Raw genomic sequence first — 11,509 nt, 5'->3', positions numbered from 1 at the left:
ATTCTTGACGGCCTGAACAATCGTCAATATCGGTCGGAGGGGTGGCTTTGTAAAGCCGTTTGTCTCCACCCGCGTAGCGGGTGGTTCAAAGCTGGCCGCTGCGCGGCCAGCAGACTAAAGTCTTGAAAAGAAAAGCGCGGCCCATCCGGACCGCGCTTGCGCTCTCCTCCTATTTCACCCCGCGACGTAGACCGTCCGGCCCGTCTCACAGTCGATGGTCTCGGCGTCCCCGAAACCGACCCGGACGGCCGCCCATCCGCCGGCGGTTGCCAACGCGTCAGCCTCGGACCTCGCGGCGGCGATGAGGCGCTCGAGCTCGGCCGAGCCCGCCGGCGCGGTCCCCGCCTCGAACGCGCCGCCGTCGCCGCCTGACTCGTACTCGACGACGACCGTCGAGCCGAGCGCCTCCTCGAGGGTCTCGGTCAGGCCGCCCATGCCGTCGAGGGCGTGCCCGGCGACCGTGGCCAGCGGGTAGCGGGCCATCCCGGACGCAGCCGAGCGGCCGGCCATCCGGAGTATGCCGGCGGCTGCGAGTGCCTTGAGGAGTGCCGCGGGGACCGCGGCGTCGATGGCGATGTTGCCGTGCCCGCGGCACCACTCGGCCGCAGCCGGCACGTTCGCCGTGAGCACGCCCCACTCGGCCATGTAGCCCTCGGAGCGCGGGTCCGTGGCGTCGAGGAGGAGGACGGCCAGGCCGCCGCCCGCGTACTCCCCGGCCACGAGGGCGAGGCGGACCGCCTCGCCCATGGAGTCGAACACGACCGTGACCATGCGGCTACCTCCTCCTGACGGCGCTGAGCGGCTTCGGGGAGAAGTGCTCGTCGCGCTCGACGGCGGCGAACCCCATCTGGCGGTTCAGATCCTCCATCTCCTTGATGCTGAAGTAGCCGAGCTCGTCGTCGTAGCCCTCGACGAGGCCGAACGCCTCGTCCGTTCCGTCGAACTCGAGCAGCCACCAGTCCCATCCGTTCACGCACGAGAAGTAGTGGGCGTAGACCGTGGGGTCCTCCGCCCCGTCCTGCTCGTAGAGCCTCGGCACCGTCTTGGCGATTTCCTCGGTCATCAGCTGCTGCATGTCTTCCTCCGTTCCGGGCACGTGGCCCTCAACATCTCGCCCCTGCGGGCAAAGCCGAATGGCGACGCCGCGCGTCGTCGTCGGCTTTGCTCCCTGCAAAGCCGCACCGGAGCGAAGACGGGTCAAGGGAGGTCCGTGACGACCTCCACCAACCGGAGCGGAGCGGAGGTTTGTGCGGGGTCTCATGGGCCCCCTTGACGCGGCGTAGCGGAGGTGCCACCCCGCCGCGAAGCCGTGGCCATACGGCGGCGCATGCCGGATACCGGCGGCAGCAAAAGGGCCCGCCGGCGGCGGGCCCGAAGGGGAGAATATGGATTACGCATCGTTTCCGGGAAGGGGCATCCATGACAGAAGCCGAGCAGAACCAGATCTTCGATATCAGCTACGAGATGCGCGGGCTCGCGGCAACGCTCCTCGCGGCGTCTCGCGGCGACCTACAGGATCCGGACAGAATCGTCGAATATGCCGCAGGCCAAATCGACCGATTTGCCGACAATCTCGCGTCATGCATTACAGGAAAACCTTTCGACTCCGACGAGCGCCTTGATGGCCTTACGCCTAGCGGACGTTTTTGACGTTTGGCGGTTGCTCTGTGACATGATAAAAGACCCCCAAGTAGCCCGGAAAGCACGCAAAGAGGTCTTAAAGCGAAAGGGCACCGCGTATGCGTTGCCCGCCACTTCGCATTGTAGCCGATTGCTTGAGCGATTTTGATATGCAGCATTTTGACCCTGACGAGCGCTCGTCACTTTTTTGAACGGGACATTCGGAGGACAGAGGCCTTTTGACGTACGACGTTTACGTTCCGGCGACGGGCCTACACCCCCACGTCGTTCTTGGTGAGGGTGTTGTCGAACGCCCAGACCCACCAGCGCAGGTGGTCCTCGGCCCCGTGGATGTCGTCCTCCTCGTGGTAGTGCTCGAGCATGAGCTGGGTGCGCCACCGGCCGAAGCGAACGGTGTAGGTGGCCGTCTGGGCGTTCTGCACGATAGCCCCGAAGGGCTCGATCTCGAGGATCTGATCGATGGTGAAGCAGCGCCCGTCCGGCCAGCAGACGCGGATGGGGACCATGGTCCCGTCGGCGTTTGCGCGGGCGTAGACGTCGACGTACTGCTTGTGGACGCGCCGGCCTGGCCTGTCGCCGCGGGCGCGCACCGTGATGCCGCCGCCGAAGTCCTTGGTGTGATCTGTCACGCGGGCGTCACCGCCATGCCGCTGCCACGCTCGACGAACCAGTCGCCGTGCTCCCACCAGACCGTCTTGCGCTGCTTTGCGATGCAGACGTCGTAGCGCACGCAGAGATTGCCGAAGAGGGCGCGGCCGAACTCGGAGCGGAAGTAGATGGACTCGACCTGCCAGGAGCGGCCGTCGGGCCAGTGGATGGTGACCGGGTCGGACGGGCCGCGGTCGGGGTCGTCGGTCCCGTTGACGTCCACCGGGATGTAGATGCGGCGGTCCTCCGTGGGGATGCCGCAGGTGCCCGCGAGGGAGTGCTTCTTCATGATCATATGCCCTACCCCAGTACATGTGTTCGTGTTTTGCTTCTACCAGTATCGAACGAACGTTTGGTTTTGTAAAGCGAACATGGTGTGGGGGTTGCGTGGTTGTGTCTGGGCGGGGTGGTAAAAGGGCGAGTGCTCGCGTTGGTCTATCATCTGATGCCAATACGAGCGAATGGGAGCCATCTTGTTTACTTACTATCATGTCGATAAATGGGGAAATCTCGTCGGCGTCGATCTGCTTCCCTACATCGTTGCGGCCGTTGTCTCGATTGTTCTCATCTGCTGCGTCGTCTCTCTGGTGCGAAGAGTCCTGGCGAATCCCTTTCACTACCCATACTTCGTCGAGCGGTTCGATGTCTCCGGCAGACGCAACGTGAAGATCGACGACCTGATAGATCGCTTTATGCTCGAGCCCGCCAACTGGGAAAAGATAGTCGCGGAGCGCTCCTACATCCAGGAGTGGAAGGCACAGCAGGAGGAATACCTGAAGACCTGCAGCCTGCGGAAGCGCCGGGAGCGACAATACGCCGAGACACTCGACGACGCGCACGCGTTCCAGTTTGTCACGTGCCGTGAGCAGACACGCTACAGGCAGAGGAACTACGTGAAGACGTCCTACAAGGTGTCCGTGGACGATAGCGTGATGGCCGTGAGCTGGGACTGGGTTGTGAACAGGCGAAACCGCCTCGCCGCCATTAACGACGAAGCGACGCTCAGGGATTACCATGCTCGCAACCAGCGGAAGCTGATGACTAAACAGCTGCGCGAGCAGATAGCGCGAAGGGACAACTACACCTGCCAGATGTGCGGGAAGTACATGCCCGATGGTGTTGGATTGCACATCGACCATATCGTGCCGGTCGCTAGGGGCGGTAAGACCGTGCCGTCTAATCTGCAGGTGCTCTGCTCGAAGTGCAACGGGCGGAAGGGCGCGAGGTAGCCGCTTGCTCGCTATTCTTCGAAGAAGTCCGTGTCCACGGCCTTGATTTCGTAAACCTGCCTTGTGCTTACGCCGACACCGTAGTCGATCATGAGACCAGCGAGCGCTGGGCCGTCGACGAGCACGACCGTCTGGCCGAGTAGACCTTCTGCATAGCGTCGTGCCTCCTTCGAGAACCGGGCAGTTGTGATAACCATCCGTCCCGCGGCGACACGCTATCGGGCGATGTTCATCAACCCCAATATGCAACGTCGCCATCCACAAACCATGAATCCTCTTCAGCCGTTACTTCACCTTCCATGCGGCAGGCCAGTCGGCAGGCTGGGTCTTCTCGTTCAAGGCGGGCAGCTCGTTAACGATAGCGATCGTCTCCATCGACACAGTCACGACGCGCTCGACAAGATCGACGATATAGCGCGGATCGTCGCTGTAGTCGTTGGGATCGTTGATGATGCCCGAGGCCTTGTCCTTGCGGACCTGATAGCGATCCATGAGCCAACCGATGGCCGAGCGCCCATTGACGACGTACTCGTATGCCTCCAGTGGGATGCCGCGCAGCGTCATGCTCTCGGCGACCTTGAGGACGGACATGTCCTGGCCCTTGGGATGCTCTTCGTCCTTCTTGCACTTGCCGAACGCCATCTTGACCGTACGACCGGGGTTCGCCGAGTCGCCGTCCTCGACGATCGATGCCCATGGGTCAATCGTCTCGTAATCGAGATGAAGATGGGCGAATTTTCGACCCGCCTCCGAGAACCTAGCAAAGTCCGCGGCGAGCGGGATGCGCGGCAACTCTTTCTTGAGATTCGATTCGAAGCGTTTGCGGTACTCGGGAGAATGCAGGATGCCATAGACGTAGTAGAAAATATCGGTCTTGTTGAGCTCAATACCGCCATCCTTCTTATAGCGCTTCGGAAACGCATGCGGATAAACCTCACGAAAGACTTTGAGAGTCTCGTCCGTGATGGCGTCATGGCGTGAATAACTCTTCTCGGTATGGGTTGCACCGTCGCCGAACAGCGATGTCTGTCCACCGGGAGCCACATAGTCGTTTTCGTCAAATAGGGTCGTACCCGTCTGCTCCTCCTCATACCAGTAGAGAGGAAAGCACTGAGAATCTCCGACGAAATGCAAGTCGGGCAGATTACTTGTCACCATTGCGCTCATAGCCGAGCCGCCGGTATACACGATACATAGGTTTTCAAGGCAACGGAGAGAGCCCTGCTGGTAGGTCATTTCGGCCCCGCCTTTTCCCGTTATCTTTGAGAGGATATTGGGCTGCTGGTAGGTCCTTTCGGCCTTTTCCCTCCCGCTTGCCGCGAGAGGGAAAAGGCGGGGCTGCTGGTAGGTCCTTTCGTTCATCACACGGTCGTAGTAAACCCATTGCTTGCAGAACGGCCTATACGACCCCATTACGACCTCGTCACGGTTATAGACTAGTCGCTCTCCCTTCCTGGCAGCATCCTCCATGCGCCGTGTCCAGCTGAAGCGGATCGGATCATATTCAATTGCACGCCCCTCGCTCTTTGCAGCTTGAATCTCAGCGTCCATGTTCGTTAGCAGACGCTCCATTTGCCCCTGTACTCTCGAACGCGAGAATCCCCACGCCCAAGGGTCACGCTGCGTTTTAAGGCCCGCAGACCAGATGGTAAACATGCCGTAGGGAGGCTTTCTCTTCGTTATTCCTAGCGGCGCAAATTCATAGAACGAATCGTCGCGCTGGTTCAGCCAGTCGCCATATTTATCGGGTTCAATCGTTTGCCAATCAATATCACCATTGATTGCAAAATCTCGGATCAGCCTAAGCTTGTCCTCACGACTCAGATAGTCGCCGATATCGTGATAGTGAACAACCCCATGCTCTTTTGAGTCCGGGTTCTTAACCAACATAGTTATAGCGACGCCGATCTTAGCGCCGGCATCAAACACTTTACCGCCCTCACGCTTCCAGTCGGAAGTGTTCTGATTCCCCTTAAGGTTGAAGACGTAGATGCTGTTGAATTCTTCCACGAGCGATCGGCGGAACCCGTTGGAGGAAGATCCGTCAACCCATCCGCCGTTGCTTACGAAGCAGACAATGCCCCTCTCTTCGATTCGGTCGCTCGCCCACCTGAAGGCGCGGAAGTACGAATCGTAAAGCGAGTTCTTATTGTCGCAGTCGTTTTCGCGACATACGTCTGCGCGATGCGGCTGTCGAGCGTCGGATACTTCTCATTCTGGTTATTGTCGTTGGCGCTCGTCTGGCCTACCGAGTAGGGCGGGTTGCCCACAATCACCCGGATCGGGAGCGCGTTCTGGATACGGACGCGGTCCGTGTTGTCGTAGAACACCTCATCGTCGAGCGTGTTCGACTCCTCGGTCATCTGGAACGTATCGGTGAGCACCGCGCCCTCGAACGGCTGATAGTCGCCGCCTATGCGAGCATGGTAGGCGTACTCGATATTCACCGTCATGATGTAGTACGCGAGCAACAGGATCTCGTTGGAGTGAATCTCGCGAGTGTACTTGCGCTTGAGTTTCTCGTCGGGGATGAGGTCGCTCTCGATGAGGTGCGCCATGAACGAGCCCGTGCCCGCGAAGGGATCCAGGATGTGCACGCGGTCGTCGGCAAGCGACTGACCGAACTCGCGCTTGAGAACGCGGTCGGTCTCGCGGAGGATGTAGTCGATGATCTCGGTCGGAGTGTAGACGACGCCCATTTTGTCCGAGGTCGCCTTGAACGCGACCTTGAAGAACTTCTCGTAGAGGTCGCGGATGAGCTGCTGACGCGCTGCATCCGACTGGATGGCGGCAGCGCGGCGGCGCACGCTCGCATACACGTCGTCGAGGACCTCGGAATCCGATGCCTCCTCAATCTTATGCTCTTCGAGTACGCCCAGGAAACGTTCGATGGCGACGGACACGGGGTTCGACTTCGCAAACTCGAAGTCTCCGAACAGGGCGTCGAACACCGGGACGGTGATGATGTGCTGGGCGATCATCTCGACCGCATCCTGCTCGGTGATGCTGGGGTTTAGCGAGTCCTGAAGGCCGTGCAGGAACGTCTTGAAGCTACCGGACACCTCGTCGTTCTCGCGAACGAGTTTGCCGATACGCTCTATATGGCGCTGGGCGATCTTCGCCACGTCCTCGGCCCACTCGTCCCAGTAGATACGCGTGCCGCACTTCTTTACCAGCGTGGTCTTGACGGCCTTCTCCCAGCGCTCGACCGGGAAGAAGGTAAGCCTCATCTGCACGCCCTGCGTGATCTCTGCCGCCTTCTGGCTCTCCTCCTCCTGCTTGAGCTTGAGGTCGCCGGCATCCCACCCCTTCTGGTTGGCCGATCCGACAACCTTGTTCTTCTCGGCCTCCTGCTGGAGGGCGAGCGCGTTGACCTTTGCCTCGATTCGCTCGTCGTGCGAGCGGAGGGCCTGGAGGATGCTCCAGACGTTCGCGAACACCTTGCTGTCGTCGAGCGCCTCCTCCGGCGTCATGCCGGCTGGAACGAAAATGGGCAGGATGATGTAGCCGAAGTCCTTACCCTCGGCGCGCCTCATGACGCGGCCGACGGCCTGGACGACGTCCACCGTCGAGTTCTTGGCATTGAAGAAGATGACGGCGTCGAGGTTGGGCACGTCGATGCCCTCGGCGAGGCAGCGTGCGTTGGTGAGAATGCGGCACTCGTCCTCGGCGACGTCCCCTCCGAGCCAGGTGATGTTTCTCGTGCGCTGGTCGGACGGCATGTTGCCGTCGACGTGGCGCAGCTCGCACTTGAGCGGGAGCTCCTCGTGCTCGTCTTCGGCAAACTTCTCGACGATTTGCGAGAAGGCCTCCGTGATGGTCTTCGATGCATTGATGGTCGAGCAGAAGCCGACGGCGCGCTGTAGCGGCTTGCAATCGGTCACCATGGTCTCGACGTCATCGACGACGAGCATACCACCGAGACCGGTCGCGTCGTCGGGCGCGCCCTCGCCGTGATCGACGAGGCCCTTCCAGCAGCCGATAATCTTGCCGATGTCCGAGGGCTCCAGGCTCATTGCGTTAACGCCCTGGTCGCTCTCCAGGGAGGGCAGGCGGTCCCCGATGGCATCCTCCTGGACGGTGAGTACGACGACCTTGTAGTCGGTGAGCAGCTTCTGCTCCACGGCCTCGCCGAACTTGATCTGGTAGGCGGTGGGGCCGTAGATGGACTCGTCGTCCATGGAGGCGATGGTGTAGTCCTCCTCGGCGCCTTTGCGCTTGGCGGTCTCGCCGTAAATGCGCGGGGTCGCCGTCATGTACAGGCGCTTCTTGGCGGCAACGTTCTCGTTGAAGTGGATCTTCATGAAGGCCGAAGCCTCCGTCTTGGAGACGCCGGGGAGTGCGTTGCCGGTCGTGCGGTGGGCCTCGTCGCACACGACGACATCGAACTCGGGCATGCCGAGCGCCTGCGCGTCATGGATGACGCCGATAGATTGGTAGGTCGAGAAGATGACGACCAGCCCGTCGGGGTTTGAGTGCCTGCAACGCCTGAACGAGCGGTACAGGCTCTCGGAATTCGTCGTCGCGGGATACTCGAATGAATCGAGCGTCATCGGGATGACGTCGTCCTTGCGCGACGCCTTCGAGTCCGAGCAGACGACGAGCGAGGACATGGGCACGCGGCTCTGGCCCATCCACTCACGCATGGACTGTCCGACAAGAGAGATCGACGGCGCGCAGAAGAGGATTGTGCCGGCGGCGGGGCCGATCCAGTCCTCGACGAGGCGGAGGGACATGAGAGTCTTTCCCGTGCCGCACGCCATGATCGCCTTGCAGCGGTCAAACTCCGCCCACTTCTCCTCGATTGCCGCGACCGCGCGCTCCTGATGAGGGCGGAGGTCGTAGGTCACCCGCTCGCCGGCGGGAACACCTTCGATAAACGGGGCCCAGTCGATATTGGAGGCCGCCATCTTGGCGGTATCGATGTACATGGATCCGCTGGCGTCGATTTGCTTCTGGAGGTTCTTTCCCGGACCCTTCGCCGTCGTCATGACCATCAGGGAGTCGACGCCGTCGATAAATGCCGCATGGGCGAAGAACGAGTCGCAGATGCCCTTGGGAAGGTCCTTCTCGCCGTCATAGCACTTGCATTGGATCGCCCACCATTCCCCCGCCTCGGCGGTCTGGGCCATGAGGTCGATTCCGTTGTCTTGGGTGTCGTGGACGGGACAATCATCCCATTCGAGTGCCTGGGCTATCGTCCCGACACGGGAGAAGAACAGCGCGTAGAAAGGGTCGTTCTTGAGATAGTAGACGCAGGCCGCCTCGTACTTGTCACCCTTCTCCTTGGTCGTTGCCGACCCGTTGACGATAGGGTCAAGGGCATCGTAGACGGTCTTCATATAGCGACTCCTTCGTTACAGCTCAGATGTCATCATTTTAGATAAAGTCATTTATCGGTTAATGCTCATTTGAAGGCGAATCGGCGAAGAGAAATACAGTATTAGCAACCTCTCATCAAAAAGCCCGGCATAGCCGGGCTCAACTATATTCGAATGTCGATGATGATCATTACGCAGTCGTGCAAACCGTTTTCTTTAAACAGTCAAACAGCTTGTCGACTTCTTCCGCTTTAGCGCCGAGACGCAGATAGTAGCTACGCAGCTCCTTTCCTGAATAAATCGACGACAGAATGGTCGCAAGTTTATTTAGACGACGCTCGTCGAGAAGCTCGTACAGCATGCTGACTTCTGTCTTGTCCCTCGAATAGCCCAGATACGACACTAGCAGGTTCTGAACCGAGCGATACTTATCCAAAGTCCTGTCTTTGTTGTTCGAGCCGTACAAATCAGCGCTATTCCAGGCTGACACCATTTGTTTCGCCGAAGCGAACTCGAACTCAGATCCCGTTGCAATCGCCTTCAACGTCGCTTCAACTGCAGCTTCATCTTGGTCTTTACCGGTAACCCAGAGCCATTTCCCCTTCACGAACCAATCGTCATTGATTATTTCTTGATTCTTCATCACCTTCTTAAGTCTTTTAGAGCTCTCCTCTTCGATCAACTTCGGAGCATTCCTTACCCCCACACCCCGCCCCTCATTCTTCAAGCCTTCTTTCTTACAGAGCAACGACCACTCTTCAGGGGTGACAGTCGTCTTGATATGGATGATGGGGGTGGGGGTATCGGCACCGTTCATAGAGTCCATCTTGGTCGTTAAGCCAGCATTTTCGACAAGCGCAGCACCGTTGGCGGTACGCTCGGCAGCGCCACACGCGTCAGTGACGTGCGCGGCGACGCCGCGCGTACCGCCAACGGGCAGCGCGGCGTCGAGGCATGCGGCGACCGGCTTAGCAGGCATGGTTGCTGCTCTCCAGAGATGCCAGGTACTCAACCAGGTCGGCCTTATCGACACGCCAGGCTCGACCAATCTTGACCCCGCCAGCGGCTTTAAGAACCTCAATCGCCGTCGTCTTACAGACATGGAGAAGTACTGCGATGTCGCGAGCAGTTACGTAAGCGTGCGGGATTTTACCCAACGCGCGGCACCACTCCTTGCGCCTCACCACACCCATTTGATTTGCATTCATATCGTCCATTTGAACTCCCTTCGTTTATATCGAATGCAATTTATAAACTAGGCTTTACCTCGGCGGATGTCATATATAAGATGTGAATAGAACGGTATTGAATTATTTTCGGATAGTAAGGAGAGAACGATGAACTGCCCCGCAATCAAAGTACCGGCATCTATGCCGGCGGAAATCATGCCTTGGACGCTTCCCTCGTGCCGGGAAAAAAATGCTGAAATCTTCGGAATAGAACGAATCGCGCTTATCTGCAAGCCCCATTCGATTGCCTACGGCATCCCTTCGGGCTTCTCAACCGGAACCCTTTTGGACGTAGATCTGAATGATCCAAAGAAAATCATTCAGTTTGTTGAGAGGTATGGACTTCCAACCACTCCATATGCGAACCAATCTGAACGCGTTGAAAAACGTTTCATCTCAAACGACGTCTTCTCCGATAAGCCGGAGCAGGATGGTCTAGATATTTGGTATGACGCATTGAATGCATCAGAAAGAAGCGCTGAAATCAGCTCGAATCGTGATTGCGCCCTATTTAATAGCTTCAAGGATAAGGGCCGCTCACAGGGAACCGAGGTCGCCAACTTAACCGAGGGCATCAGGTATAAGAAGGAACAGGTCATTTTGCTGGACGATCTCGTTACAACGATGGCATTCATGCAATTAGCCACGCTTCTATTTACAGGCAAAGCAGCTTACGGTGACCGTGCATACGACTACGTCTTGCATCAGGTATGCATCTCTCAGAACAAAGATATTTTTGAAAATAGATTTTCGCAGTTGCGTTGGGCACTTCAAATGATCGATGCCTCCGAGCCACAGCTAGCAGTAGCTAAACCCGGCACATTTGAAATGGAGGAGGGGACTAAGATCTGGGTGAGCGATCAATTCGAGTCGATAGAGATAGCCCTTGCAACATTCATTGATCTCGCCATCAACCCTTATCCTGAACGTCATGCCTTCATTCAAGAGCAGACTTTGCGTCGAATGGTCAACCGGAATTTAAACGATCAAAATCTAATTTACGGAAGCTTGACAAGAGCCTGGGCGATACAGCTACTTGAAACCCTTGAGAGCCATTTCTCCTGGAACACTTGTCGCGTATGCGGGCGACCGTACAAGATTCGTCAGCAGACAATGAAGGCCTACGTCAAACAGGAGGATGCAAACGAAGATCGGTTCAAAGATCGAAACAATGCGCGCGATAAAAATGGCTATTGCTGTAAAGCGCACGAGCAGCGCGTCCGACGTAAAAAAGACAAGAGGATCAGCAACGATCAACTGGATAAAGCCGCTCGCAAAATGGATGAACATGGCCGGTAAAATGACGGAACTATGAATATCAATAATTCAATTTAGAGGCTAAAACCCGTTTTATTGCACACGCCATTGCACAGTCCATTGCACACAACAGCCCCAAAACAAGAACGCAGGTCAGAGAAAATAACCTCTGACCTGCGTTTTT

At 58.0% G+C, this 11,509-nt stretch carries 11 protein-coding genes; 3 read left to right on the top strand and 8 right to left on the bottom strand.

The window, feature by feature from the left end:
* Positions 1 to 174: 174 nt before the first annotated feature.
* Both AAA021_RS09070 and AAA021_RS09065 read right to left on the bottom strand, forming a co-directional pair.
* Positions 175 to 771 carry a hypothetical protein gene (locus AAA021_RS09070; RefSeq protein ID WP_349088958.1) on the bottom strand — a complete coding sequence of 199 codons (597 nt, stop codon included), beginning with the start codon at positions 769 to 771 and terminating at the stop codon, positions 175 to 177.
* A gap of 4 nt (positions 772 to 775) precedes the next feature.
* Positions 776 to 1,075, bottom strand: a complete 300-nt coding sequence (locus tag AAA021_RS09065) for a DUF2958 domain-containing protein (protein ID WP_349088957.1) — start codon at positions 1,073 to 1,075, stop codon at positions 776 to 778.
* 344 nt (positions 1,076 to 1,419) lie between these two features.
* Here AAA021_RS09065 and AAA021_RS09060 point away from each other — a divergent pair, with 344 nt between their 5' ends.
* Positions 1,420 to 1,650 (top strand): hypothetical protein, encoded by a 231-nt coding sequence (locus tag AAA021_RS09060; protein WP_349088956.1) that lies wholly within the window; start codon positions 1,420 to 1,422, stop codon positions 1,648 to 1,650.
* 242 nt (positions 1,651 to 1,892) lie between these two features.
* Here AAA021_RS09060 and AAA021_RS09055 read toward each other — a convergent pair whose 3' ends face one another.
* Together AAA021_RS09055 and AAA021_RS09050 are read right to left on the bottom strand one after the other, a co-directional pair.
* On the bottom strand, positions 1,893 to 2,270 hold the full coding sequence (locus tag AAA021_RS09055; RefSeq protein ID WP_349088955.1) for a hypothetical protein: 378 nt from the start codon (positions 2,268 to 2,270) through the stop codon (positions 1,893 to 1,895).
* Complete coding sequence (locus tag AAA021_RS09050) at positions 2,267 to 2,584, bottom strand: hypothetical protein (protein ID WP_117848055.1); 318 nt, start codon at positions 2,582 to 2,584, stop codon at positions 2,267 to 2,269. Before AAA021_RS09050 ends, AAA021_RS09055 begins: the two co-directional genes overlap by 4 nt.
* A 178-nt stretch (positions 2,585 to 2,762) precedes the next feature.
* Between AAA021_RS09050 and AAA021_RS09045 the strand changes: the two genes are divergently transcribed.
* A complete protein-coding gene (locus AAA021_RS09045; protein WP_349088954.1) occupies positions 2,763 to 3,518 on the top strand; it encodes an HNH endonuclease in 756 nt (251 codons plus the stop codon).
* A gap of 285 nt (positions 3,519 to 3,803) precedes the next feature.
* Here AAA021_RS09045 and AAA021_RS09040 read toward each other — a convergent pair whose 3' ends face one another.
* From AAA021_RS09040 to AAA021_RS09025, 4 genes are all read right to left on the bottom strand, one after another.
* Complete coding sequence (locus tag AAA021_RS09040; protein ID WP_349088952.1) at positions 3,804 to 5,528, bottom strand: type ISP restriction/modification enzyme; 1,725 nt, start codon at positions 5,526 to 5,528, stop codon at positions 3,804 to 3,806.
* Positions 5,529 to 5,581: 53 nt separating this feature from the next.
* Positions 5,582 to 8,860: a DEAD/DEAH box helicase family protein gene (locus AAA021_RS09035; RefSeq protein WP_349088950.1), complete on the bottom strand. Its 3,279-nt coding sequence runs from the start codon at positions 8,858 to 8,860 to the stop codon at positions 5,582 to 5,584.
* Between the two features lie 169 nt (positions 8,861 to 9,029).
* Positions 9,030 to 9,818 carry a hypothetical protein gene (locus AAA021_RS09030; protein ID WP_349088949.1) on the bottom strand — a complete coding sequence of 263 codons (789 nt, stop codon included), beginning with the start codon at positions 9,816 to 9,818 and terminating at the stop codon, positions 9,030 to 9,032.
* Positions 9,808 to 10,056, bottom strand: coding sequence for a helix-turn-helix domain-containing protein (locus tag AAA021_RS09025; protein WP_161159493.1), 249 nt, complete (start codon positions 10,054 to 10,056; stop codon positions 9,808 to 9,810). Before AAA021_RS09025 ends, AAA021_RS09030 begins: the two co-directional genes overlap by 11 nt.
* A 120-nt stretch (positions 10,057 to 10,176) precedes the next feature.
* On the opposite strand from AAA021_RS09025, the gene AAA021_RS09020 reads away from it, so the two are divergent.
* Positions 10,177 to 11,367, top strand: a complete 1,191-nt coding sequence (locus AAA021_RS09020; protein WP_349088947.1) for a hypothetical protein — start codon at positions 10,177 to 10,179, stop codon at positions 11,365 to 11,367.
* Positions 11,368 to 11,509: the final 142 nt, after the last annotated feature.

The organism is Collinsella sp. CLA-JM-H32 (assembly GCF_040098165.1).
GTDB lineage: Bacteria > Actinomycetota > Coriobacteriia > Coriobacteriales > Coriobacteriaceae > Collinsella.
This window is presented reverse-complemented; position numbering and strand designations above follow the sequence as displayed.

What these genes read in the sequence shown, in the direction of transcription:
- AAA021_RS09070 (WP_349088958.1), bottom strand. Translation starts at nt 771, where the DNA reads ATGGTCACGGTCGTGTTCGACTCCATGGGCGAGGCGGTCCGCCTCGCC.
- AAA021_RS09065 (WP_349088957.1), bottom strand. Translation starts at nt 1,075, where the DNA reads ATGCAGCAGCTGATGACCGAGGAAATCGCCAAGACGGTGCCGAGGCTC.
- AAA021_RS09060 (WP_349088956.1), top strand. Translation starts at nt 1,420, where the DNA reads ATGACAGAAGCCGAGCAGAACCAGATCTTCGATATCAGCTACGAGATG.
- AAA021_RS09050 (WP_117848055.1), bottom strand. Translation starts at nt 2,584, where the DNA reads ATGATCATGAAGAAGCACTCCCTCGCGGGCACCTGCGGCATCCCCACG.
- AAA021_RS09035 (WP_349088950.1), bottom strand. Translation starts at nt 8,860, where the DNA reads ATGAAGACCGTCTACGATGCCCTTGACCCTATCGTCAACGGGTCGGCA.
- AAA021_RS09030 (WP_349088949.1), bottom strand. Translation starts at nt 9,818, where the DNA reads ATGCCTGCTAAGCCGGTCGCCGCATGCCTCGACGCCGCGCTGCCCGTT.
- AAA021_RS09025 (WP_161159493.1), bottom strand. Translation starts at nt 10,056, where the DNA reads ATGGACGATATGAATGCAAATCAAATGGGTGTGGTGAGGCGCAAGGAG.
- AAA021_RS09020 (WP_349088947.1), top strand. Translation starts at nt 10,177, where the DNA reads ATGAACTGCCCCGCAATCAAAGTACCGGCATCTATGCCGGCGGAAATC.